We start from the raw sequence: 23,473 nt of genomic DNA on the forward strand, positions 1-23,473 counted from the left end.
ATGTCCAGTTTAAGCAGTGTTAGTTTGTGGAATAAACCATTTAGTGGCGGTATTCATCCCAAAGCCTATAAAGAGTTAACGTCAGATCAACGCATTGATCGCCATTTCTGGCCTCGGAATATCTACTTACCTTTGCAGACGCGTTCCGGAGCAAAGTTAAGAGTATTGGTTGGTCCTGGTGAGTCAGTGCACAGAGGGCAGTTGGTTGCTGTTGGACTTACGGACTTCGTTGCACCTTTGCATTCATCTGTGAATGGTGTGGTGACGGCGATTGTTCCGCATATCACAACTCACCCGGCGAAAGTGAAGTGTGACACGGTAGTGATTCGCGCGAATGACGATAAGCAATGGGGGGTATCTTCGCCGGGTGAAGATATCCATAACTTAGATGCCGACACCATTATTGATCGCGTGGCGGAAGCGGGCATAGTCGGGCTAGGTGGCGCTGGTTTCCCAGCCGCGGTCAAGTTGCGATTTTCAAGAAGCGCCAACGTAGACACCATCATCATTAATGGAGGTGAATGCGAACCGTATCTGACCAGTGATGATTTAACAATGCAAACCTACCCGGAAGAAATTATTTCTGGGATACAGATGATGCTGATTGCAAGCGGTGCGCAAAGGGCCATTATCGGCGTGGAAGATAACAAACCGGATGCCTTAAGTGCGCTCCATTTTGCCGCGAGTGAAGTCGACACCATTGACGTGCGTAAGGTGCCGAGTATTTATCCGATGGGATCTGAGAAGCACTTAATAAAAACGCTTACTGGAAAAGATGTTCCACCAGGAGGGCGTGCCACTCAGGTCGGTATTTTAGTTAACAATATTTCCACGGTTAGGGCGGTGTACCACGCGGTTCGATTCCGTCGTCCTTTGGTTTCGCGGATTGTCACGGTCAGTGGAAAAGGGATCGCGGAACCTAAAAATGTCGAGGTACCAATTGGAACCCCGGTGAACGAAGTAATCAACTATTGCGGCGGGGTGAGTGACTCGACGGAACGATTACTTCTGGGCGGACCTATGATGGGTCAGGTTATTCCCTCAATGCAGGTGCCTGTTGATAAAACGGTTGGCGGAATACTGGCGTTAACCGAAGACGAAGTGTTTATTGAAACCAAACATCAAGAGTGTATTCGCTGTGGTCAATGTGTTCGTGCTTGTCCAATGGGTTTGATGCCATTTCAAATGGCCGCGTACACCCGCGTTTCCGATTTCAAACGTGCCGAGGAACTGGGTGTGAATCATTGCTTGTCTTGTGGTGCATGTGGATATGTTTGTCCCTCTTCGATTCCTTTAGTTCAGTACTTTATGCACGCAAAGGGTGTGATTGCATCGCATACCTTTATGGAGCAAAGAGCGGCTCAGACCAAAGTGCTCAATGAATCCAGAAAACAACGTCTCGCCCTTGAGGCCGCTGAGAAGAAAGCCAAAGCCGCGAAAAAAGTCACAAGACCAACCCGCAATGCTCGACCTGAGCGAGCGGAAAAACCGACTCGTCCAGAGAGACCGGCTCGCCCACCTCGTCCAGCGAGAGTATCTCGTCAAGATAAAGCCGCTGAGAAGGAGCAACAGTTATGATCAAATATGACTCAATAATTGGCCCATTTGCTCACAACGGGAGCTCATCTACACGAATCATGTATCTCGTTATCTTAACGTTATTACCGGCTTGTGTATTTGCTGGCTTTCAGTTTGGTCGCAACAGTTTGGCACTGATAGTCGTGTGTTGTTTAACCAGCATCATAAGCGAATGTTTATGTTTGTTGGCAATGAAAAAGAAACCTAGTGCGTGTTTTGATGGTTCAGCGATTCTGACCGGGCTGCTACTGGCCATGAGTTTACCGCCTTCGTTCCCAATTAGCTTAGCGGTTTTGGGCAGTATGTTTGCCATTATTTTGGGTAAGCAAATCTATGGCGGGCTGGGGCAGAACTTATTCAATCCAGCCATGCTCGCACGCGTCATGCTACTGATCTGTTTTCCGGTTCAAATGACCCAGTGGGCGGCTCCAACGCCGATAGATCTTAGCAACAACTTAGTCACCGTACCGGATGGATGGCTGAGCTTTGACGGCGTGACGGCGGCGACGGCTCTCAGTGTTGAAAGAACCTTGCCGGTTGAGTTTACTCAGCAGTTTTTTGGGCAGCATTCTGGGAGTCTAGGTGAGACCAGTGCTTTCCTTATCTTGTGTGGCGGTGGTTATCTGATTTGGCGACGCATTATTCACTGGGCGATACCTGTGACCTTCATGCTTGGTCTGGCACTACCTGCTTTAGTCAGTCATTTGATCAACGCTGAAGCCTACCTGGCGCCGTGGATTCACCTCACCAGCGGCGCTGCCATGTTGGGCGCATTTTATATCGCGACAGATCTTGTTACCTCTCCAACCAGTATTCGCGGACAGCTTATTTATGGGCTGGGGTGTGGCCTGCTTGTTTGGTTGATCCGAACTTTTGGTAGCTACCCCGAAGGCGTGGCTTTTGCGGTACTGATTATGAATGCGGTCAGCCCTTTAATTGATTACTACCTGCGCCCACATGTGTTTGGTTCTAGCCGAGTGACGGAGAAATAATCATGGAAGTCAGATTACAGCCATTTAAAGAGCGTATTTCGTATCAAATCATATTGCTTTCCAGTGCATGTGCGCTCGCTGCATTACTTTTGTTTGTTACGAATTGGGCGACAAAGCCAATCATCTCTCAGCGTATCTTAGAAGATCAGAACGCGCTATTGAGGGAGGTGCTGGCGGGACAACCTTATTCGAATGACGTGTTTTCGAACCGCCAGCTAATCGAGTTTGAAGGTAAGCCATTCGAACTGTATCGAGTGGAAGATGAAAATCAGCAACTGATTAACTGGGTGATCCGGGGTGAGCAGGAGGGATACAGTGGCACGATCCGCTTTCTTATCGGCTTAAAAATCAGTGGGGAGATTATCGGCGTTCGAATCATCAGTCACAGTGAAACGCCGGGACTGGGTGACAAGATCGAAGCGGAAAAAAGCAGTTGGATACTCAGTTTTGCCAAGCGCACTTTAGAGAATACAGGTGTGTGGGCGGTGAAAAAGGACGGGGGTGATTTTGACCAATTTAGCGGCGCAACAATTACACCCAGAGCCGTAGTAAAAGGCGTGCATCAGGCGTTGTTAGCGCTTGAATCTTACCAAGGAGCGAACAATGAGTGAATCGAACCAGTACAAAAGCATTATGTCACAAGGTTTATGGGGCAATAACATTGTACTCAAGCAGTCCCTTGCGCTTTGTCCCTTACTCGCCGTAACCAGCAGTGCGACGAACGGCCTTGGCCTTGGCCTGGCCACTATGGTCGTGATGGTTGCGGCAAATACGCTTAACTCGATGGCGAAAGGTGTCATCAGCAAAACCGTACGTATTCCGGTGAATGTCATCATCATCGCCACACTGGTCACGCTGACCGATGCATTGCTGAACGCCTACCTCCATTCTCTGCACAAAGTTCTCGGTCTATTTATACCGTTGATTGTTACAAACTGCGCCATCCTCGGGCGTGTCGAATCGTTTGCCAGTAGAAGCGCTGTCATGCCCTCTATAGTGGATGGTCTGTTTATGGGGTTAGGCTTTACTTGGGTACTGACTATGCTCGGCGCGATACGAGAAATTCTTGGCAGTGGAACCCTGTTTAGCAATGCGCATCTACTTTTGGGCGAACGTTTTGCGTTTCTGGAAATGGTCATTATTGATGATTACCAAGGGGTGTTGTTGGTTATTTTGCCGCCGGGAGGCTTTCTGGTTTTGGGCTTGGTTCTGGCGTTAAAACAGAAATACGAATCCATGGTGGCAAACCCAACACCAGCGTTAGCACATAGCACTAGGGGGTAACCATGAAAGTAAGTGTTGTCTACGCCTTACCGGATGAACAGGTATGGTTGTCGGTCGATGTTGACCATAGCGCAACCGTACTTAGCGCTATTCAGGTTTCGAATATTCTAGATATGTTTCCCGCTATCGATCTCGACAAACAAAAAGTGGGTATTTTTGGCAAATCCACAAAGTTGGATAGTGAGCTAAAAGAAGGTGACCGTGTGGAAATATATCGCCCCTTAATTTGGCAGCCTGACGACGACGAAGATGAGGATGATGACGATTAATTGTCACCTTTGCGACATTAGGTCAGACATTGTTTGAAAGGAATTTTTTAACTCATTGATAATATAGCACTAAATGTGTGGTAGATATTTTGCAACGTATACCTGCCATGACAAAAATTTAAGCAAGGAGCTAATTATGAGCAAAGTGGGAATTTTCTTTGGTACTGATATGGGCAGCACTCGCAAAATGGCCAAATTGATCCAAAAACAACTTGGTGACGAGGTTGCGGATAAACCGAAAAACATTAATCGCGTCGACGCCGATGAATTTGCCAGTTATGACTATCTGATTCTCGGTACGCCAACGTTAGGAGAGGGACAACTTCCAGGACTATCAGCAGATTGCCAAGAAGAGAGTTGGGAAGAGTTTCTACCCAACTTCTCGGACATGGATCTATCGGGAAAAAAAGTTGCGCTATATGGATTGGGCGATCAAGTTGGTTACAGCAACGAATTTGTGGACGCACTTGGTGAGCTATACGATCATGTCGCCAACTGCGGTGCAGAGATGGTTGGGTTTTGGCCCACAGAAGGGTACGAGTTTACGGCCTCTAATGCGGTTGACGGCGATGACTTTGTCGGGTTAGTGATCGACAAAGATAATCAATCAAGTCTGACTGAGCAGCGTATTGCAGGTTGGGTTGAGCAGATTAAAGCTGAAATGGAGCTATGAATAAAAATAAAGCTATTAACCCAATATCAGTAATTAACTGATAGCTTGTGGGTTTTTGTTATTTTGCCGAACTTAACTGTCATAGGCACAACGCCATTCTTGTCGTGAGAGTGGCTTTTTTTATGCAATTTTGTTCTATAGAGCGTATCGGTTTTGGATAATATGATTAAAGCTGATTATCATGATGACGTTACTGACAGTAAATCAATTGCTTTGTTGGGAATGGTGAACAAAAGGATTTAAAACTTACGCAAGAAAGCTTGGAGCGGGCAGCGGGAATCGAACCCGCATCATCAGCTTGGAAGGCTGAGGTAATAGCCATTATACGATGCCCGCGCATCGAAAGGACTCATCTAATATGCCACATTAATTCGAAAAGAAAAGTCTTTTCTCTTCAATTGTTTGTCGATTGCGTAAAAATCACTCAAGATGATGCTAAGGTACTCAATTCGAGTGCTGGTGGGTAATTCTCTTGAGAAAATCAGCACCCAATTGGCTACGACTTTGTGAAACAAGACCTCAGATATTGAACACTTGGCGTTCTTAGTTAAGACTCAATAATGTCTATCTAATTATTTTAAAGTGCGTGATTCAGTAAAAGAGAGATGGCTTACGAGCTCGGAAACGTACTGAGTTGGACATCTTGTCGTAGCATAATGATTCATTTTTGTTTTCAGCCGTATAAATGACAACAAAGAAGGCGACGCTGATACTGTCGATAAATCAGAGGAGAATATCTATGTGGAAAGGGATCTTGTTAGGCGCATTGGGGCTGTTTATGGTCGCATGCACTACGGTAACAACGGATGTCGACAAACAGGCTGACTTTTCATCGTATAGAACGTTCGATTTTGGAGATCAGAATGGTGCGCCCGCAAGCATCGATGCGAGGCGTATTGAACAAAGTATTGCCTCTCAATTAGGAGCTAATGGACTTTCACAAGTTTCGAGTGATGGTGATATCTATGTCCATCATGACATTGTTGAGAACACAGAGTTTGTTTCTTCTGGGTCGAACATCAGTTTTGGTTACGGATGGAATCGATTTGGCGTGATTACTTCCAGTCCAGAGCGATATAGAGAGCGTAAATACGGTAATTTGGTTATCGAATTAGTTGATATGAAGGCAAACCAAGTTGTTTGGAAAGGGATATCTAGCCGTAAATTAACGACGTCAATGGACAGTGAGAAAAGGGAAGAGCTAATTGCAGAAGAAATTGCGAAGATGTTTGAACACTTTCCTTACGGCGCTAAGTAGCGAGATTTAAATGTTCATATCGAAAAAGGCGCAGAGAATGCGCCTTTTTGTTTTGGGACGATAACTTCAATTAGTACCCGATGCTATAGAGCTGCTCGCCTAGGTCACGACACTTGCTCTGATACACTTCTAACACATCTGTTGTGTTTTTGTTTGCTGCTTTAAACTCCAGTTCTGCAGAAGAAAGCGTGCTAAAACTATAATGTCTTACGGACATCAAATAGTTTCTAAAAGAGGCTCTATGCTCTGGTACGGCATTCTGTACGTTCGAAACATTGGCGCATTCCAAAAGGGCTTCGTTGCTCATTTGTTCAAGATTTACGTCGGCGTAAACGACATTGGAGAATGCAGTGAGTAATAAAGTTAAGATAGTTGGAATTGCGAATCTGGTCATAATTTGGGCCTCGAATGGATTCAGGTAAATATAAATGTACCCATGTCACTTGTTGACACGTTTTCTTGATTTCTCTGTTTTTCTTTCGTCAAGTATTCACGGCCATGTTTAAACACATAAAGTAAATTTGCTTCCCTTGTTCCGAGGAGATGATAAAGCGAGCGTTGGTTTTTAAGTTTACCGTAGCTATCTCTAGGTAATGGAGTTGTCACCCAAGCGAGAGAAAGCAGCGGAGGCGATAAAAAAGCGATGAGCAACTGATAATCGGGTTCGAAGCGTAAACTTTGTACATCATCATGCAGAGAAGTACGACGGCATGAAACCAGAGCCAATATGTCTCGTTTATGATGCTGCGAGTACTTATGAGAAACCGAAGGCGAATTATTTTCTAAAGACCATTGGGGTAAAGCAAAATCTGGCTTTAAAAGTGATTGTTGAGCCCACTTTGATAAATGATCGGATGTATTGCTTGTTTGGTGATTGTCATATTCATGCGCGTAGGCAGACAGCATACAATCTGGGATCAGAGACAGAGCTATTAGCCAAAACGTACAAATTAGATAACGCAAAAATTAACCCTAATACATCAAAGATTTGTTGCCGATTTTACATACTTATTCATCACCGGCGAGCATCTTGTCTCGGGGCTTTGATGCTTAATCAGTATCTGAATGATTTCGTATAGTAACGATAGGAAAGATAGATGAACAGGCTTTTCTCACTGCTTAAGCGGAATTTTAAACTTGAATTGTTTCAAAATACAATCACAGAGACGACTAGTCAGAACAATGGATTAGTATCGATACAATCTTAAGGGAGGACGTTGAAGGAATGGCGTCAGTATTGAAACAGGGAAGAGTGTTCTGACTAGAAAGATAAAAGGGAGCTACTGCTCCCTTTCGTATATTATGCGCTTGCGTAGATGACACTGCCGCCTTTAATTGTGTCGATGATTTCTCGAGACAGGTTCTCTGGCAGAGCCGGACAACCCCAACTGCGTCCTAAATACCCGTTCTTTTTAATAAAAGAAGGATTCGCATATTTAGCACCGTGTACGACGATGTAGCGTTCACGAGCCTTGTCGTTCAGTCCAGAAGTAAGGCCATCTAAGCGAAGGGAATAGCCATTGGATCCGTAATAGGTGGTATCAGTTATAAACGTACCCAAAGAAGTTTTACGTGAATTCACGATATTGGAAAACTTCGTCGCGGTCTTCTTTCCACTATTTACACCATGAGAAACATACGTGTTGTAGATCAGCTGCTTCTTGTTTAAATCAACGACATAAAATCGCTTATCCGTTGAAGGTTTGCTGTAGTCGATGATGGTAAGTAGTGGCTTCTTTCGCTTTTTGGTTTTCTTGTAAGCTAAATAGGCGTCGTTAAATAGCTTAAAGTCGATAACGCCTTCTAGCTTAGCGTCTTTATATGTTTTTCTAACTTGTTGTTGAGAAATCTGATTCTCTACTTGAGCTTTGCCGTCCGAATCTTTGGCGAAAGCAAAAGGAGAAACAGAGAAAAACGTCCATATCAACAATAAAAATGATTTTTTCATTTTGATCAAATAAAACTCTAGGTGTTACAAATTTGCCGAATGCTTCATGCGTTCAGTAATACTACATGCACATCAATTATATTCTTTCCCAATATTAAGCGTTATACATTAAGCACTTACTCATTGGGATGTTATTAATGTTTAGCTTTTAATGCTAACTTTTTGATATTAAAAAGTTTTTCTTTTACCAAGAGAAACTTCAGATTTAATAATAACTTAAATTGCTAACTAATAAAATGGTGAGTAGTGACGTTTATGAAATTCTTCAGATTAAAAACAATGTATAATTATTGCACATTTTAAAAAATCCCTGAAATTTCAATGCGTTTATTTTTAATAATCTAACGCTAATAAAAATCCCACTCTGTGATCCGAGTCGTAACAAAACATGAGTTTAATCTTGAATGCAAACACTTGCACAGTATAGATTGGAATAAATGATGACAAGTATGAGGTTCAAATGAGAGTGCATGAATGTGTTTCCTTTATATTAGTGAAAGACTCTAAAGTATTGTTGGAAACACGAGCCAAAGACAAAGAAACTGATCCTGGAACTATTGCTATTCCAGGCGGGCATATGGATCCAGGTGAGGACCAGAAGCAAACATTATTTAGAGAACTCAAAGAAGAGTTGAATGTGACACCTCAATCATTTGTATATCTATGTTCTCTTTATCATCCCACAATTGAATTACAACTAATACATTACTATATCGTTAGTGAGTGGGAAGGTAATTTAGAATGTTATGAAGCGGAATCTGTTGATTGGTATACGCCGAATAATCCTCCTGTAGGAACAGAGGTTGATACTATTGCGTTGAAAGAGTTTAGACGACTAAAAGATACATTAAGTTCAATGTAAAATTAAATATATTAGATTTAGTTAAATGTTTATTTTCAAATAAGCTCATGGGAAGAGAGTTATATCAGAAATGTTTGTGTTCAAAATTTAGTTTTGAATACAAACGTTGTGAAATATCAAACTGTCGCTTTTTATCTTGTGCTACTTTCCATCTAGACTTTTATGAGCTAATTCTCTTGTGCAGTTTTTCTGTCGGAAGGTAACTTCAGTTAGGGGATTAGTAATATTCGTCAATACATTGATATTTGCTAGTAGGAAGATAAAGTGATTAATAAATGTGGACAGTGTCGGCAATTTACGAGAGAAAAGGCAAACAATAAAGATATATGCGGTGCCTGGGGGCAGCCAACCATAGCGACAAGGTTTGCCTGTGAATTTTTTATGCCCACCATTTCGTCAAAAAAACGCGTTACTAAAGCCCTAGATACGAAACAAAGCTAATTCTACAGTGTCTTATTTGGCTAGTTTGGAAAGCCCGCCAGCAAAGGTCTGAGTATGATTCTGTCGATTGAAGATCATGTGGTTGGATGATTCCCACCATATTTCCAATTCCTCGATACTCATTGGCTTACCAAAAAGATAGCCTTGCATAAAATCGCATTGGTATTCAGATAGCCATTGGCGCATCACGTCATGCTCAATTCCCTCGGCGGTGACGGTTTTATTCTGGGCGTGGCACAAGTCTATAATCGGCTTGATTACATGCCCATTATTGGTTCTCATCAGTGTGAGTAGAAACTCGCGGTCAAACTTAATTTTTTGCACCGGGAACTGAACAAGCTGGGTCAGGGATGTATACCCTGAGCCAAAGTCATCAATTGCCAGTCGATAGCCAAGGTTAGAAAGCTCGTCTAATAGGGCGGTCCCTCGTTGGTCAGAGGCAAAAGTCTCCGTAATTTCGAGTTCAATAAACTTAGGATCAACGTCGTACTTAGTTGTATATGTGTGGATATACTCCGCCATTTCTAAGGAGTTGAGCTCTGCAGAGGATAGGTTGATTGATAAAATAATGTCTTTATCAAATATTGCTCTCAATTGATGGTATTGGGCCGCTGCAGTAGAGAACACCCAACGGTCAACTTTATCGAACAGACCCGTTTGCTCAGCAATAGGGATAAACTCAGCAGGAGGTATTGGCCCGATACCTTCCGCATCCCAACGCAGTAGTACTTCTAAGCCTTCAATTTCATTGTCGTAACGGCTTAGGTAGGGTTGAAAAACTAATCGGAATTCTTTTTCTACATCGGTTTTTCTTAACGCTCGTTCAATTTGGCTTCGTCTTTGTGCCTCTATATTCAAGTCGGCAGAGTAATAGGCGTATTGGTTTTTACCCGCGCGCTTAGCTTGGTACATTGCGGCATCGGCATTAGAGAGAAGCTTTGTAATGTCTGCACCGTCTTCCGGGAAACGCGCCACGCCAACACTGGCGGTGACAGGGAAGGTATTTGGCCAAGAGTGGCTCAGTGTATTGATAGGTTTTAGCAGTTCTGTCGCGAGTAAATCTGGGAGATTTTCTACGTATTCGTTAGAGCTAAGTAGAATGGCGAACTCGTCTCCGGAAAGGCGCGCGCCAAAACAAGGGCTGTTATATTGATGAGAGAACTTTTGACACACATTCTTGATGTGGGTTGAAAACACTTTTAATAGCGAATCCCCCAACTCATGGCCATATTTGTCATTTACATATTTGAAGTTATCCAGATCAACATAGATGACCCATAAATAATCAGAGGGAGAGGCGAGCTCTTGAGTAACCAGTTGATTGAATCGATGACGGTTAGCAAGTTGCGTTAATTGGTCTGTTTCTGCGAGACGTTTCGTTTTCTTGTAGATGATACTTAGCTCTTCATACATATCGAAGAAGCGTGATGAAAGCCTGCCTATCTCGTCGTTAGTCTCTAACTTCTCAATGTTATCTCGCTTATTTGCTTCGAGTTCCTTAAGTTGCCTGTCGAGTCGAGAAACAGGACGTAATACATTTCGATATAGAACCAGAACGATTAATGTAATGGTACAAAACGCGGCAATCCCAAATGAAAGTGCCAGCTCGAGCCACACTTTGTCGACTTTATTCCACATCAGATATTCTGCTGGAGAGAGGATGGCAAAAAAATGCGGCAGCAGTTCTATCGTTTGAGCAAGAGGAATATCGAGATAAATCGGCTTATCAGAAAAGGTAATGACGCTATGGGTGTCAAACTCGATATCGTGTTTAATATCACTAAAGGCTTCCAGAGAGACGGTCACAATAACAAAAAATGCATTGCTGGGATCGAAACTTAACGGGTGTTCTCCCGTGCGTTTATCGATCAAATCGTATTGAAGTAGGATACTTTGGCCACTGGAATTATAAATAAAACCTGTACGGCTATAATCGCCGTGTTTTGCAAAGTTGTCTGAAATGTACTCCGTTACTTTAGGATCAATCGACCCGGAAGATTCAAAAAATTGATTTTCTGTGTAGTAGAGGAGTTTTTGTTCACCATTGAGGATAGCCATGTTGGTATCACCATGATAGCCATGGCTTAATACATCCGCTGTTTCATCCAAGCGATTAAACAAAACTCGCCCACGGTAAGGGTTATCGTGATTAATTAAATAATCTTGTAGAACGTCACTTTTACCCAAAGTATAAGCGTAGCTATGAAGGAAAACATTCGCTTGTCGGAATTGCCCCGCAAGTTTCTCCATTTGCAATTGAATATAGCTATCTTCTCGCTTGATGAGTGTGACTTTTTGAATGCTATAGATTATGTAACTCGATACCACCGCACTTAACAAGATCACTGGCGTTACAAGCAAAATTACCCTGCTGCTTAATTTCATTCTTTTTCTTCAGTTCCGTTTGTGTCCTTACAAACGTTGCATACCGATTCGGTAGTTAACGGATGACGTAAGTTCTCAAAGTGTAACTAGATTTTGAGTTTACTGAGCTTGAAAATCTGTCAGCTCTCTGAGAATTGTGAAGCTGCATATCCTTTTCAATGGCCTAATTGGGTTGTTTCTCAGTAATTAGACGTGTTTGTTGCTAACAATTGACTCTTTTAAAGATATGCAATTAAGTGAAATTGCTCTGATATCGAAACGTTTCGATGTCGGAGTTGTGATGAAAGTTGTCTTTTTATGTATGTTGAAGCTTCAATTGCAGATCATTCTCACACCTTATAAATCGCTCCCTTTTCAAATTTTTCCTGCGAACTATTATTGCATCGAAACGTTTCGATGAGTTTTCTGTAAATAACCAAAACATCCTAATGCAGACGCTTATCGTTTTATGAACGTGTAACCGAAAGGTCTATGAGATGAAAAAAAGTACCCTTATAAACTCAGATATTTCTTACTTGGTGGCAACGTTGGGTCATACCGATGAAATCACCATTTGTGATGCTGGCTTGCCAATTCCTGAGCATGTGCAACGAATCGACTTAGCGCTCACTCACGGGGTACCAAGCTTTATTGATACCGTTCGAGTGATTTTGTCTGAATCACAGATTGAAGGCGCTATCCTTGCAGAAGAGTTTTGTGACGTTAACCCAGACCTGCATAACGCACTGGTCGAAGAGTTAAGCCAAGAAAGCAAGCGCACAGGCAAGCCTATTGAAATTAGTTATGTATCGCACGAAGCGTTTAAAGCTCGCACTGAACAAAGCAGAGCAGTGATTCGCACGGGTGAATGTACACCGTATGCGAACGTTATCTTCCAAGCTGGCGTGGTTTTTTAAGCCAGGGAATGTGAGGACAGATTATGACTCAAGCCATTCTACAACTGAGTGAGATTGAAAAAGCGTTTCCGGGCGTAAAGGCGCTAGATAAGGCGAGCCTTCATGTGTATCCAGGGCGGGTAATGGCGCTTATGGGTGAAAACGGAGCAGGTAAGTCAACCTTGATGAAAGTGCTAACCGGCATTTACCACATGGACTCAGGTAGCATTCAGTACCAGGGTCAGCCCGCTGCATTTAAAGGTCCAAGAGATTCTCAAGAAGCAGGTATCAGCATTATTCACCAAGAGCTGAATTTAATCCCTGAGTTGACCATTGCGGAGAACATTTATCTAGGACGTGAATTTACTGGTGCGATGGGACGTATTCAGTGGAGCAAAATGTACGATGAAGCTGACAGGCTTTTGAAGCGTTTGAACGTAAAACACAGCTCTAAAACGCTGCTTGGCGATTTAAGCCTCGGCGAACAGCAGATGGTCGAAATTGCCAAAGCGATCTCTTTTGAATCGAAAGTCATCATCATGGATGAGCCAACCGACGCACTGACGGATACGGAAACCGAATCGCTATTTAAAGTGATCAATGAGCTTCGTGATGCAGGTTGCGGCATTGTTTACATTTCACACCGTTTGAAAGAGATCTTCGAAATTTGTGACGACATTACCGTACTTCGTGATGGTAAGTTCATTGGTGAGTGTCAGGTTTCGGATACCGATGAAGACGGTCTTATCGAAATGATGGTAGGCCGAAAGCTTGAAGAACAGTACCCACGCATTGATGTAAAACATGGTGAGACGTGTCTTGAAGTGATCGGTTTAACCGGCTCCGGTGTTCACGATGTTAGTTTCACGCTTAAGCGTGGTGAAATCCTTGGTATTTCAGGGTTGATGGGCGCGGGTCGTACTGAATTGATGAAGGTGATTTACGGTGCTTTACCGAGTGAACGTGGTGTTATCAACCTAGACAGCAAAACCATTAACCCAGTTAGTCCGCAAGATGGTCTGGCAAATGGTATCGCCTACATCTCTGAAGACCGTAAAGGCGATGGCTTGGTACTCGGTTTGTCAGTCAAAGAAAACATGTCTTTGTGTGCTCTGGATAAGTTGACCAAAGGTGTCCAAATCCAACACGGTGAAGAAGTGGTTGCAGTAGAAGACTTCATCAAACTGTTCAACATCAAAACACCGACGCGTGACCAAATTATTGGCAACCTCTCTGGTGGTAATCAACAGAAGGTGGCAATCGCGAAAGGATTGATGACCAAACCTAAAGTTCTGATTCTGGATGAACCAACACGCGGCGTTGATGTTGGTGCCAAGAAAGAGATTTATCAGCTAATCAATAAATTCAAAGCCGACGGCATGAGCATCATCTTGGTTTCTTCTGAGATGCCAGAAGTGCTGGGCATGAGTGACCGCATTCTTGTCATGCATGAAGGTCGTATTAGTGGCGAATTCGATGCGAAAGACGCCGACCAAGAAAAATTACTCGCCTGTGCCGTAGGCAAAAAGATTAATGAGGAAGCAGCATGAGTACCAATACCATGAGCAAACCGAACGAAGCTAGCAGCAAAAAGCTGTTCACCAAAGAATGGCTGATTGAACAAAAATCACTGATTGCACTTATATTTTTGATTGTTGTCGTATCATTCCTGAACCCGAACTTCTTCACGGTAGACAACATTCTTAACATTCTTCGTCAAACCTCAGTGAATGCGATCATCGCTGTAGGTATGACACTTGTTATCCTGACCGCAGGTATCGATTTAAGTGTAGGCTCTGTACTGGCGTTATGTGGAGCATTTGCTGCAAGCCTGATTGCAATGGAAGTTCCCGTGCTGGTTGCCGTGCCTACCGCTCTTTTTGCTGGTGCTGCGCTTGGTGCAATCAGCGGTATCATTATCGCTAAGGGTAAGGTTCAAGCCTTCATCGCAACACTGGTTACCATGACTTTATTACGCGGTGTAACCATGGTTTACACAGACGGTCGACCAATTTCTACTGGTTTTACCGATACCGCTGATGCATTTGCATGGTTCGGTACGGGTTATGCGCTGGGTATTCCGGTTCCTGTATGGCTGATGGTAATTGTGTTTGCTGCCGCGTGGTACCTACTTAACCACACTCGCTTTGGTCGTTACGTTTACGCACTTGGTGGTAATGAATCTGCTACTCGCTTGTCAGGTATCAATGTTGACCGAGTGAAGATTGGTGTTTACGCCATCTGCGGTATGTTAGCGGCGCTTGCTGGCATCATCGTGACTTCTCGTCTTTCTTCTGCACAACCTACAGCAGGTATGGGTTACGAGCTAGATGCGATTGCAGCAGTAGTTCTGGGTGGTACCAGTCTGATGGGTGGTAAAGGCCGCATCATGGGTACACTAATTGGTGCGCTTATCATCGGTTTCTTGAATAACGCACTGAACCTGCTTGATGTTTCCTCCTACTACCAAATGATTGCAAAAGCAGTGGTTATCTTGCTAGCAGTACTGGTAGACAACAAAAATAAGTAATTCATAACAATCCAAACGATGTGAATAACACTGAGCCAGTCGACGTGTGCTGGCTCACCCTACACAAAGGACTATAACGATGAAAAAACTCGCAACTCTTATCTCTGCTGCACTTCTTTCCTCAACCGTATCTGTGGCTGCACAAGCTCAGGATACGATGGCGATTGTGGTTTCAACTCTGAACAACCCGTTCTTCGTAACGATGAAAGACGGTGCTGAAGCGAAAGCGAAAGAGCTGGGATACGATCTGATTGTTCTTGATTCGCAAAATGACCCGAGTAAAGAACTATCAAACATCGAAGACCTGACTATCCGAGGCGTTAAAGCGATTCTGATTAACCCGACAGATTCAGACGCAGTATCTAATGCGATTCGCATGGCAAACCGCTCTAATGTACCAGTATTGACACTCGACCGTGGCGCAAGCCGTGGTGACGTGGTTAGCCACATTGCTTCAGATAACGTGATTGGCGGTGAAATGGCTGGCAAATACATTATGGAGAAGGTTGGCGAGAAAGCGAAAGTCATCCAGCTAGAAGGTATTGCGGGTACATCAGCGGCACGTGAGCGTGGCGAAGGTTTCATGACGTCAGTAAAAGGCAGCAACATGGAACTTCTTGCAAGCCAGCCTGCTGATTTCGACCGTACTAAAGGTTTGAACGTTATGGAAAACCTATTGGCTGCGAATCCAGATGTACAAGCCGTGTTTGCACAAAACGATGAGATGGCACTTGGTGCACTACGTGCGGTACAGGCATCAGGCAAAGATGTGGTTATCGTAGGCTTTGATGGTACTGAAGACGGCATCGCTGCTGTTAACCGTGGCAAGCTTGCTGCAACCATCGCACAGCAACCAGACCTTATCGGTGCGTTGGGTGTAGAAACAGCGGACAAAGTCCTTAAAGGCGAAAAAGTCGAAGCTTACATCCCGGTTCCTCTAAAAGTGGTAACCAAATAATCACGGCTTTGGATAAATAATCCTAGTTTCTTCGCTCTCTCCTCCGTTTTATCTGTCGTTAGGGGGAGAGGGCAAGAATAGATGCCTTTGACTTTTTATTACGGCTCAGACGAGAAGTTAAAGTCATCTAATGTATTTTTCAGAAAACAGTTTTTCAAAAAGGGTTCATTCAGAACCGAGGATAACCGTATGAATAAGTTAGTAGTGTTAGGTAGTGTAAACGCTGACCATGTTCTTCAAGTGCCTTCTTTTCCTCGCCCAGGCGAGACGCTTCATGGTCGCAACTACCAAGTTATTCCTGGCGGTAAAGGAGCAAATCAAGCCGTTGCCGCAGCACGCCTGAATTCTGATATTGGTTTTATTGCTTGTGTTGGTGATGATTCATTCGGGATCAATATTCGCGAGAATTTTAAGATGGACGGCATCGACATTAGCGCGGTGAAGATGCAGCCAAATTGTCCAACTGGTATTGCGATGATTCAGGTAGCAGATAGTGGTGAGAACAGTATTTGTATTTCGGCAGAAGCGAACGCTAAGCTGACCGCTGAGGCTATTGAGCCAGATCTGGAGCGCATACGCCGCGCTGAATACTTGTTGATGCAACTTGAGACACCGATATGTGCCATCGAGAAAGCGGCACGTGTAGCAAAAGATGCAAAAACGAAAGTGATTCTTAACCCGGCACCTGCGCGTGAATTATCGGACGAATTATTAGCGTGTATCGATGTCATCACTCCAAACGAAACCGAAGCAGAAGTCCTGACTGGCGTGACAGTGACGGATAACGATAGTGCTCAGGAAGCGGCCAACATCCTGCATAGCAAAGGCATTGAAATCGTGATGATTACCCTAGGGGCGAAAGGCGTTTGGTTAAGTCAGAATGGTCGTGGCGAGATTATCCCTGGTTTCCGCGTTGACGCTACCGATACCACGGCAGCAGGTGATACCTTTAATGGGGCATTCGTCACTGGTTTATTGGAAGGTTTGTCTTTAGAATCAGCAATTAAGTTTGCACACGCAGCTGCAGCCATTTCAGTTACGCGCTTTGGTGCACAGACGTCTATCCCAACTCGTGAAGAGGTGGACGCATTCTTAGCTGAAAACCAATAAGTAAGGAATTTATAACATGGCAACGATGAAAGACATCGCGAAACTGGCAGGGGTATCCACTTCTACGGTGAGCCATGTTATTAACAAAACTCGCTTTGTTAGTGAAGAGATCTCAGAGCGAGTTAATAACGCCGCAAAAGAACTCAATTATTATGCTCCATCAGCGTTAGCGCGCAGCCTTAAGGTCAATCGAACTCAAACTATTGGTATGTTGGTAACAACCTCTACCAACCCGTTCTTCGGTGAAGTCGTAAAGGGTGTCGAACGCAGTTGTTACCAAAAAGGTTATAGCCTTATCCTATGTAACACCGAAGGGGATAACGAACGTATGCGTCAATCCATTAGTACGCTGCTTCAAAAGCGTGTTGATGGTTTGATTTTGATGTGTGATTCATTGGAAGGGGAGCGTATTGATGTGTTCGAGCGATACCCTGATATCCCGGTTGTGGTTATGGACTGGGGACCAATGCTTTTTACCAGCGATAAGATTCAAGATAACTCGCTGCGTGGCGGATATCTTGCAGTGAAGCACCTGATAGATTGCGGGCATAAGCAGGTAGGTTGTATCACTGGCCCTCTGATCAAGCATCAGGCCCAAATGCGATATGAAGGTTACAAACGTGCCATGCTTGAAGCAGGCTTGACGTTTAATCCCAACTGGATCATCGAATCGGATTTTGAATGTGAAGGTGGCTATCAGGCTCTGAAAAAGATGTCTGAAAGGGGAGCGCTACCGACTGCTATCTTCGTCTCCAACGACATGATGGCGATGGGGGTGATCAACGCGGCCAACGAGCTAGGTATCAACGTGCCAGAGGATCTTTCTCTCATTGGTTACGATGACATACATATCGCCAAATTCATGTCTCCATCACTGACAACCATTCACCAGCCTAAGTATCGATTGGGGCAGGCCGCGGTTGAAACCTTGGTCAGACGGCTAAACGACAAATCAGCGGAAGCAGAAGTGGTCCAATTGGAGCCTGCGTTAGTCGAGCGAAAGAGCGTAAAAATGCTTTTTTAGCTCCATTTCTCTAACTGTATGAGTTCGTTTATTATATCTTTGATATATATCAATTTTTAAAATTTATGGTTTAATTTTGTCCGTTAATTGACAATTTTTACAATAAATGTGACTTTTTGCCAGAAAATGAATACGTACATTTTCATAAGTTGATAAAATATCTATTATTACCGCCTATAAATAATAATATTGTAATTAATGGGGTAATTGGATGGGGTTTGCTCTAGTTCAAAAATACGCTCAGTATTCTGTAAAACGACCATGGTGTCATCGTATTAGTGTAGCACTCGTCTTTTTTGTCTTTTTGTTTAGTAGTTACGGTCTTCTGGCGCACGAGGAACTGTCATACTTGCTAGGGATTTTTGTTACTTTTGCAGCGACCGGGCTGTTTGCATCCGCATCGGCGTTTAAGAAAAGATACCCAATTTCAAAATCGTAGCTTAAGTGCACGACTAGTTTGAATTATTAAAGGAGGGCTCGTGTCCTCCTTTTAGTTTATTTGGGCAAATGAACTTATTTGGTCAGTTCGTCAATGATAGGACAACGACTTTTTGCGTCACCAGGGCAGGAAGATACCCAGCTTTCTAGCTGTTGCTTCATCTCTAGCAGGTGCGCTATTTTCTCTTCAACTTCTTTTAATTTATCCATCGTGCGAGCTTTAACTTCACTGCTTTTTCGATTTGGGTTGTGCGCGAGTTGAACAAACTCTTTGCACTCTTGCAGTGAGAATCCTGCATGTTTTGCGCGTGAAACCAGGTTGAGCTCTTGGATATGGTTGTCAGAATACTCTCGATATCCAGAATCACTGCGAGCCGGTGGTGAAATAATCCCTTTATCCTCATACAGACGGATAGACTTAGAGGAAAGGCCGGTCAGTTTGGCTACAGCACCAATATTCATAATTCACCTCTTCATTCAAGATAGCGCTTAACGCGATTATATACCCAAATAGATTCAATATGCAGGAGTTAGAGTGAGGTCTTTGGGGTAAGTTCCGGTAAATTAATGAGTTATTTAAAGGTTTTCGAAAGATGGCCTGCCTGTCCCCTTTGGTATAGATAACGTTTTTGATGATCTATATGCTTCTCATGTCGGTGTGTTCTCACGTCGAGAGAGCATAGAGCTTCAATTGATGAAATGATAAAACGCAAAAAAGCCCGCTAACAGAGGTAGCGGGCTTTTTAAATACTGTATTTTTAAGACATCGGTGTCTATTGAGCTTTTTCAGGCTCTAGGTTGCTTTTTTCCTGATGCATTTTAGCTAGGAAGTACACGTTAACACATGCAATAAAGCCGTTGGTTAGTACAACTGGCCATGAATCAATCATAAGGCCGTAAGCGGTAAATAGACCACAACCGATAAAGTTAAGGATACGAAGTTTAACGATGTCTTTCATAGTAAGCGAGATAGCAACCATGATAGAAGCCGCATAACCTAGAATTTCAACCATATTCATTTCCATTTTTTGACCCTCTTTAAATCTGCCGAATATGTCGGTACCAATTCTTCTCTTCTTGAGATTATTGAGGAAGCTCCGTGCCTCGAATGGTCTTTATGTTGGGCGTACTATAACAACGTACATAACGTGATAAAAGCCTCAAAATTGGGGAAAGTGAAGGTTAGCGATTACGCAAACGTTTAATAAGAAAATTATTGATAGCATTATTCATTTGTTTGATTGATTGTGCTGATGAGATCAATAGTTAAAACGTATTTGAAGATGCTTGAATGGTTCACTAAAATGGAAAATGATAATTATTTACATTTGTACTGTTATGTTGAACCTTGCTATTAGCCTTATTCTTTCTTTTGCATTAATCCGTAGAACACACCCAAGTTCTTGGAGTGCTGAGTTGCATATTCTGTCGCATCTGATTTGTGCATTGTTTCTGCAACCGATTTATATTATTCCCTATCTTATGGTTACGTTTTACTCATCCCCTTTGCTGATAAAACTGTCTAAGCGTACGAGTTTCTACAGCGTTATATTTGGCTTTTTGCCACTACTGGTTGCATCGGGAAGTTTTGTTTTCACCTGAAGCAAGCATGTCTAAAGGGTTGCCCTGAAAGCTAAAGCTTCAATACGGTATTTGGTGACAAATTGAGTTTGATACGACAATAAATCAGTGAGGCTTAACGAGTATTCATTTGCAGAGGGGGAGTTAACGGAGGTGCAGGTTAGGACTGTCTCTTCTGCTCTAAGTATTAAAAGGCGTTACTTTGTACGTGCTACAACGAGGGTAAAGTACGGCAGGACACTACGCGAATTGAATTCGTGATTAGCGAGATCGAGGAAACAAGATCAAGAAAACAGTTGTGAAATCATCTCACGCTCTTCCGAAGAAAGCAGTGGAGAACGTTTTTTGTCTAGGGTCTTGCTAATTTCACCCTGAAGAGACTTAAGCTGACTGTCCGTTAAATCACTCAATTTTTGTTTAAGCTCGTTAAATTGCTGTTTGTTCATATCACATTCCTCGTTGTACACAGGTTTATCCTTCATTACCTATTTTTAGGGCCTCCATGGCCATACAACAAACTTATTCACACAAGGCTAGATTAGAGCTCAATCGCATTATTTTTGTCCGAATATTGTCAGGGTGTGTCAAGTGAATAGTCAAAATGTGACGAAATTGTAAGGTGAAAAAACTGGCTTGTAGGAAGGTGCGTAAATATGTAGGAATGGTTACCAGCATGGCTTTAGCACATGTTGAATTCAAGAACGCTCGCTTTGATTGATGTATTTATTCGATAAAAAAGGGAAGCTAACAAGCTTCCCGAGTTAAAGAGCAGATCAGTGAGTCGCGAATACAATCAGTTCACGCGGACAGCGAATTTACTTGCCAGTGAATGTAACTCCGGCAACATGCGATAAATAAGGTGGAGTTGTTGCAATACCATTCGAGCCGAGCTGTCATCTTCGTCCCGCCATTCATTTAAACGTTGTTCCAGACCAGCGTCTTCAATATCCGAGAGATCACATGTTTCACAGTGCTGGTGAAGCTGCTGATGAAGAACATCCAAATGCTGATGAATACAACGGTGGGCGTCTAACACTAATTTATGAATTGAGTTATCGTCGATACGTGTACGATGTGCACCCAATGCAGAGATATAGTTCAGCATAGCGTGATTGAGAGTGAGAAAACGGAAACTTTCATCAACGGCGGTTCTGTATTTCCCTGGCTCAGCAAGCATGGTACTGATAGCGGAGGTGAGCGTTGCGTCACTATTATGTGCCTGACGACGTGCGATACGATAACTTAAGCTGTCTTTTTTACCGACTCGGTATTGACCAATGATCTGTCCAAGATACTGCTTGTTTGCATCAATCGCATCTGACATGACTTTATGAAGTCGTCGGGACTGCCAGTCAGGAAGAATAAACATGACCGCTCCTACCGCTAGCATACAACCAATAATTGTATCGGCCAGTCGAGGCAGTACAACTGCGTAGCCTTCGCCTAGCTGGTTGAAAAGGAACAATACGAGCAGGGTGATAAAGCCAGTTGCATAACCATAATTGTTCATTCTAAAGGCGAAAAACATCACACCGGAGACGACAACGAACACCAATTGGCTTTCTTGCGAAGGAAAAGCGGTGAGCAGCATCACGCCAACTAATAAGCCTGCCAACGTCCCAATTACTCGGGCAGTAAGCTTCTGGCGCGTTGCACTGTAGTTAGGCTGACATACAAACAAGGTCGTTAAAAGAATCCAATATCCGCGTTCAAAATCAAACGCCTGAATAATTCCATAACCAAGCGTTAATGCAATCGACATACGTAATGCATGGCGAAACAGTAGGGAGTCTCGATGGAGGTTCGCTGAAATCCGTTGCCACATGGCTTTTAAAGTATGTGGATTGGTGTCGTCCAGCATATCTTCTTCAAGTCTTTCTGCATCAGGGTTGTTGATATTACTCAGCTGTTTTTCAACAGTAGCTAAGTTATTGAATAGGTAAGTAAGCTGACCTAATAGTCTTTTCCAGTGACTCTGCTTTTGTTCTTCGAGATAGTTAAGGGAGTTTTGAACCTCAGCTAAAGCGAGAATGGATTCATTGGTGTGAGTGTACTCGTTACCAAGTTGAATCGCCTGAGCAATATCGCGGCACGCTCGGGCTTGAGATTCCAGCAGGTACTTAAAACGAAACAGGACATCCGAACGTTCAAACTCAGTTGCCAGATCTTGATAACGATAATGACTGGAACTTACGCGCTCGTGAATGTCTTGGGCGATAAAGTAGATATTTAAAAATCGGTCACTTGGACCATCGATATGACCGCGTTTCGAGCGGTTAAGCAGCGTGGCTTTACAAGCATTGAGAGCCGTCACTGTCGCTGCGTTAAGGCGTGCAGCTTCAATTCGCATGGGCTGCGGTTCAAGGTTAATCACCGGATGGAAAAGTTTTGCCTTAGCGTCCAGGTAGTTCGCCATTTGGAAAAAAACGTTTGCCAGGTTCTGTTGAACGGGCTGCAGCGGCCAAAAAATCTGCCATATCATCGACATGAAGTAATACCATGCCGCACCAGTTAACAGTAGCAGTGGTTGGAACCATAGATTTGGGCTTTCATGGGCGCCAAGCATGGTATAGATGGCGATAAGCAAGGATCCAAACGCAATACTGGCGTACTTAGGGCCGATTGCACCAAGCATGATGAACCCGAACGTAGAGATAAATAGTCCGATGGCAAATAACAACGGAGTGTTGAACAGAATTTCAATTGAAAACGCGGCAACAGCAAAACAGATGAACGTTAAGATTAGCGCTTTTATTCGTCCGGTAAAACTGTCATCACTTTCCGCCAGCGCTGCGGCGATAATTCCCAATATTAGCGGCGTAATTAATGTATTTTGACCGAAATACCAGGCAGGTATGACAACACCTAATAAAGTTATCAGTATAAGAATACTGTAGTTAACGGTTTTGTTAGCCCAATAGAGGCGAAATTTAGAAGTTGCTTGCACGTTGCGCCTTAGATTTCCGATAAAAAACGGACAGTTATACCCGTATATCCCGAGGTTGTTTGGATATCATACCAACTCCACTATAGCGTTTTTATGATTTAATTTAAGAAAAAAGGTAGCTTGCTTATGAAATGACCAGAAAGAGCCTCGATATTAGCGTGACTAGTTAAACGCTTAATCTTTAGGGCTTCCTGAGTTGATAATTTCTTTATGTAAGCATGATGTTTTTAGGTTGATTAGTGTTAGTAATGTTCACAAAATCAGCAGTAATGTGAATTTTATTTAAGAATGTAAACCAGATGCTTATTTCAGTGCGTCGC

At 43.3% G+C, this 23,473-nt stretch carries 22 protein-coding genes and 1 tRNA gene; 14 read left to right on the forward strand and 9 right to left on the reverse strand.

The window, feature by feature from the left end; translation table 11 throughout:
* The 6 genes from rsxC to V1U08_RS00720 all read left to right on the forward strand — a co-directional run bounded on the left by rsxC (window position 1) and on the right by V1U08_RS00720 (window position 4,796).
* Window positions 1-1,578 carry an electron transport complex subunit RsxC gene (gene rsxC / locus V1U08_RS00695; protein ID WP_330469643.1) on the forward strand — a complete coding sequence of 526 codons (1,578 nt, stop codon included), beginning with the start codon at window positions 1-3 and terminating at the stop codon, window positions 1,576-1,578.
* Window positions 1,575-2,570 carry an RnfABCDGE type electron transport complex subunit D gene (locus tag V1U08_RS00700; protein WP_330469644.1) on the forward strand — a complete coding sequence of 332 codons (996 nt, stop codon included), beginning with the start codon at window positions 1,575-1,577 and terminating at the stop codon, window positions 2,568-2,570. Before rsxC ends, V1U08_RS00700 begins: the two co-directional genes overlap by 4 nt.
* Window positions 2,571-2,572: 2 nt before the next feature.
* Complete coding sequence (locus V1U08_RS00705) at window positions 2,573-3,181, forward strand: RnfABCDGE type electron transport complex subunit G (RefSeq protein ID WP_330469645.1); 609 nt, start codon at window positions 2,573-2,575, stop codon at window positions 3,179-3,181.
* A complete protein-coding gene (locus V1U08_RS00710) occupies window positions 3,174-3,854 on the forward strand; it encodes an electron transport complex subunit E (RefSeq protein ID WP_014234043.1) in 681 nt (226 codons plus the stop codon). Before V1U08_RS00705 ends, V1U08_RS00710 begins: the two co-directional genes overlap by 8 nt.
* Before the next feature lie 2 nt (window positions 3,855-3,856).
* Window positions 3,857-4,123: an RnfH family protein gene (locus V1U08_RS00715; RefSeq protein WP_020333841.1), complete on the forward strand. Its 267-nt coding sequence runs from the start codon at window positions 3,857-3,859 to the stop codon at window positions 4,121-4,123.
* A gap of 136 nt (window positions 4,124-4,259) precedes the next feature.
* On the forward strand, window positions 4,260-4,796 hold the full coding sequence (locus tag V1U08_RS00720) for a flavodoxin (RefSeq protein ID WP_020333842.1): 537 nt from the start codon (window positions 4,260-4,262) through the stop codon (window positions 4,794-4,796).
* Between the two features lie 261 nt (window positions 4,797-5,057).
* Here the strand turns inward: V1U08_RS00720 and V1U08_RS00725 are convergent.
* Window positions 5,058-5,132 (reverse strand) — tRNA-Gly (locus V1U08_RS00725).
* Window positions 5,133-5,535: 403 nt separating this feature from the next.
* Between V1U08_RS00725 and V1U08_RS00730 the strand changes: the two genes are divergently transcribed.
* Complete coding sequence (locus V1U08_RS00730) at window positions 5,536-6,054, forward strand: DUF4136 domain-containing protein (RefSeq protein WP_330469646.1); 519 nt, start codon at window positions 5,536-5,538, stop codon at window positions 6,052-6,054.
* A gap of 70 nt (window positions 6,055-6,124) precedes the next feature.
* Here V1U08_RS00730 and V1U08_RS00735 read toward each other — a convergent pair whose 3' ends face one another.
* The 3 genes from V1U08_RS00735 to V1U08_RS00745 form a co-directional block, all read right to left on the reverse strand.
* Window positions 6,125-6,448 carry a hypothetical protein gene (locus V1U08_RS00735; protein ID WP_118120235.1) on the reverse strand — a complete coding sequence of 108 codons (324 nt, stop codon included), beginning with the start codon at window positions 6,446-6,448 and terminating at the stop codon, window positions 6,125-6,127.
* Between the two features lie 20 nt (window positions 6,449-6,468).
* Window positions 6,469-6,960: a hypothetical protein gene (locus tag V1U08_RS00740; RefSeq protein WP_330469647.1), complete on the reverse strand. Its 492-nt coding sequence runs from the start codon at window positions 6,958-6,960 to the stop codon at window positions 6,469-6,471.
* Between the two features lie 394 nt (window positions 6,961-7,354).
* On the reverse strand, window positions 7,355-8,002 hold the full coding sequence (locus tag V1U08_RS00745) for a murein L,D-transpeptidase catalytic domain family protein (RefSeq protein WP_330469648.1): 648 nt from the start codon (window positions 8,000-8,002) through the stop codon (window positions 7,355-7,357).
* 460 nt (window positions 8,003-8,462) lie between these two features.
* On the opposite strand from V1U08_RS00745, the gene V1U08_RS00750 reads away from it, so the two are divergent.
* Window positions 8,463-8,864: an NUDIX hydrolase gene (locus V1U08_RS00750; protein WP_020334729.1), complete on the forward strand. Its 402-nt coding sequence runs from the start codon at window positions 8,463-8,465 to the stop codon at window positions 8,862-8,864.
* Between the two features lie 453 nt (window positions 8,865-9,317).
* Here V1U08_RS00750 and V1U08_RS00755 read toward each other — a convergent pair whose 3' ends face one another.
* Window positions 9,318-11,690: an EAL domain-containing protein gene (locus V1U08_RS00755; RefSeq protein WP_330469649.1), complete on the reverse strand. Its 2,373-nt coding sequence runs from the start codon at window positions 11,688-11,690 to the stop codon at window positions 9,318-9,320.
* A gap of 476 nt (window positions 11,691-12,166) precedes the next feature.
* On the opposite strand from V1U08_RS00755, the gene rbsD reads away from it, so the two are divergent.
* From rbsD to V1U08_RS00785, 6 genes are all read left to right on the forward strand, one after another.
* The gene (gene rbsD / locus V1U08_RS00760) at window positions 12,167-12,586 is read left to right on the forward strand and encodes a D-ribose pyranase (protein ID WP_065298755.1); all 420 of its coding nucleotides are present in this window, start codon (window positions 12,167-12,169) and stop codon (window positions 12,584-12,586) included.
* A 23-nt stretch (window positions 12,587-12,609) separates the two neighbouring features.
* The gene (gene rbsA, locus V1U08_RS00765; RefSeq protein WP_014234053.1) at window positions 12,610-14,115 is read left to right on the forward strand and encodes a ribose ABC transporter ATP-binding protein RbsA; all 1,506 of its coding nucleotides are present in this window, start codon (window positions 12,610-12,612) and stop codon (window positions 14,113-14,115) included.
* Window positions 14,112-15,095 carry a ribose ABC transporter permease gene (rbsC, locus tag V1U08_RS00770; RefSeq protein WP_020334734.1) on the forward strand — a complete coding sequence of 328 codons (984 nt, stop codon included), beginning with the start codon at window positions 14,112-14,114 and terminating at the stop codon, window positions 15,093-15,095. Before rbsA ends, rbsC begins: the two co-directional genes overlap by 4 nt.
* A 79-nt stretch (window positions 15,096-15,174) precedes the next feature.
* Window positions 15,175-16,053 carry a ribose ABC transporter substrate-binding protein RbsB gene (rbsB, locus tag V1U08_RS00775; protein WP_014234055.1) on the forward strand — a complete coding sequence of 293 codons (879 nt, stop codon included), beginning with the start codon at window positions 15,175-15,177 and terminating at the stop codon, window positions 16,051-16,053.
* A gap of 189 nt (window positions 16,054-16,242) precedes the next feature.
* Window positions 16,243-17,163 (forward strand): ribokinase, encoded by a 921-nt coding sequence (gene rbsK, locus V1U08_RS00780; protein WP_330469650.1) that lies wholly within the window; start codon window positions 16,243-16,245, stop codon window positions 17,161-17,163.
* A gap of 16 nt (window positions 17,164-17,179) precedes the next feature.
* Window positions 17,180-18,187, forward strand: coding sequence for a substrate-binding domain-containing protein (locus tag V1U08_RS00785; RefSeq protein ID WP_020334737.1), 1,008 nt, complete (start codon window positions 17,180-17,182; stop codon window positions 18,185-18,187).
* 513 nt (window positions 18,188-18,700) lie between these two features.
* On the opposite strand, the gene cueR is transcribed toward V1U08_RS00785, so the two are convergent.
* From cueR to yccS, 4 genes are all read right to left on the reverse strand, one after another.
* A complete protein-coding gene (cueR, locus tag V1U08_RS00790; protein ID WP_014234058.1) occupies window positions 18,701-19,087 on the reverse strand; it encodes a Cu(I)-responsive transcriptional regulator in 387 nt (128 codons plus the stop codon).
* A gap of 311 nt (window positions 19,088-19,398) precedes the next feature.
* Window positions 19,399-19,650 (reverse strand): YgjV family protein, encoded by a 252-nt coding sequence (locus V1U08_RS00795; protein ID WP_014234059.1) that lies wholly within the window; start codon window positions 19,648-19,650, stop codon window positions 19,399-19,401.
* 840 nt (window positions 19,651-20,490) lie between these two features.
* Window positions 20,491-20,652 (reverse strand): hypothetical protein, encoded by a 162-nt coding sequence (locus tag V1U08_RS00800; protein WP_014234060.1) that lies wholly within the window; start codon window positions 20,650-20,652, stop codon window positions 20,491-20,493.
* A 347-nt stretch (window positions 20,653-20,999) separates the two neighbouring features.
* Window positions 21,000-23,153 carry a YccS family putative transporter gene (gene yccS, locus V1U08_RS00805; RefSeq protein ID WP_330469651.1) on the reverse strand — a complete coding sequence of 718 codons (2,154 nt, stop codon included), beginning with the start codon at window positions 23,151-23,153 and terminating at the stop codon, window positions 21,000-21,002.
* Window positions 23,154-23,473: the final 320 nt, after the last annotated feature.

Origin of the sequence: Vibrio sp. YYF0003, from assembly GCF_036350715.1 — a bacterium.
Lineage (GTDB): Bacteria > Pseudomonadota > Gammaproteobacteria > Enterobacterales > Vibrionaceae > Vibrio > Vibrio natriegens.

What these genes read in the sequence shown, in the direction of transcription:
- V1U08_RS00705 (WP_330469645.1), top strand. Translation starts at nt 2,573, where the DNA reads ATGGAAGTCAGATTACAGCCATTTAAAGAGCGTATTTCGTATCAAATC.
- V1U08_RS00750 (WP_020334729.1), top strand. Translation starts at nt 8,463, where the DNA reads ATGAGAGTGCATGAATGTGTTTCCTTTATATTAGTGAAAGACTCTAAA.
- V1U08_RS00795 (WP_014234059.1), bottom strand. Translation starts at nt 19,650, where the DNA reads ATGGAAATGAATATGGTTGAAATTCTAGGTTATGCGGCTTCTATCATG.
- cueR (WP_014234058.1), bottom strand. Translation starts at nt 19,087, where the DNA reads ATGAATATTGGTGCTGTAGCCAAACTGACCGGCCTTTCCTCTAAGTCT.
- V1U08_RS00800 (WP_014234060.1), bottom strand. Translation starts at nt 20,652, where the DNA reads ATGAACAAACAGCAATTTAACGAGCTTAAACAAAAATTGAGTGATTTA.
- rbsC (WP_020334734.1), top strand. Translation starts at nt 14,112, where the DNA reads ATGAGTACCAATACCATGAGCAAACCGAACGAAGCTAGCAGCAAAAAG.
- V1U08_RS00700 (WP_330469644.1), top strand. Translation starts at nt 1,575, where the DNA reads ATGATCAAATATGACTCAATAATTGGCCCATTTGCTCACAACGGGAGC.
- rbsA (WP_014234053.1), top strand. Translation starts at nt 12,610, where the DNA reads ATGACTCAAGCCATTCTACAACTGAGTGAGATTGAAAAAGCGTTTCCG.
- rbsK (WP_330469650.1), top strand. Translation starts at nt 16,243, where the DNA reads ATGAATAAGTTAGTAGTGTTAGGTAGTGTAAACGCTGACCATGTTCTT.
- rbsD (WP_065298755.1), top strand. Translation starts at nt 12,167, where the DNA reads ATGAAAAAAAGTACCCTTATAAACTCAGATATTTCTTACTTGGTGGCA.
- V1U08_RS00785 (WP_020334737.1), top strand. Translation starts at nt 17,180, where the DNA reads ATGGCAACGATGAAAGACATCGCGAAACTGGCAGGGGTATCCACTTCT.
- rbsB (WP_014234055.1), top strand. Translation starts at nt 15,175, where the DNA reads ATGAAAAAACTCGCAACTCTTATCTCTGCTGCACTTCTTTCCTCAACC.
- V1U08_RS00735 (WP_118120235.1), bottom strand. Translation starts at nt 6,448, where the DNA reads ATGACCAGATTCGCAATTCCAACTATCTTAACTTTATTACTCACTGCA.
- V1U08_RS00710 (WP_014234043.1), top strand. Translation starts at nt 3,174, where the DNA reads ATGAGTGAATCGAACCAGTACAAAAGCATTATGTCACAAGGTTTATGG.
- V1U08_RS00755 (WP_330469649.1), bottom strand. Translation starts at nt 11,690, where the DNA reads ATGAAATTAAGCAGCAGGGTAATTTTGCTTGTAACGCCAGTGATCTTG.
- V1U08_RS00715 (WP_020333841.1), top strand. Translation starts at nt 3,857, where the DNA reads ATGAAAGTAAGTGTTGTCTACGCCTTACCGGATGAACAGGTATGGTTG.
- V1U08_RS00720 (WP_020333842.1), top strand. Translation starts at nt 4,260, where the DNA reads ATGAGCAAAGTGGGAATTTTCTTTGGTACTGATATGGGCAGCACTCGC.
- V1U08_RS00745 (WP_330469648.1), bottom strand. Translation starts at nt 8,002, where the DNA reads ATGAAAAAATCATTTTTATTGTTGATATGGACGTTTTTCTCTGTTTCT.
- rsxC (WP_330469643.1), top strand. Translation starts at nt 1, where the DNA reads ATGTCCAGTTTAAGCAGTGTTAGTTTGTGGAATAAACCATTTAGTGGC.
- V1U08_RS00730 (WP_330469646.1), top strand. Translation starts at nt 5,536, where the DNA reads ATGTGGAAAGGGATCTTGTTAGGCGCATTGGGGCTGTTTATGGTCGCA.
- V1U08_RS00740 (WP_330469647.1), bottom strand. Translation starts at nt 6,960, where the DNA reads ATGCTGTCTGCCTACGCGCATGAATATGACAATCACCAAACAAGCAAT.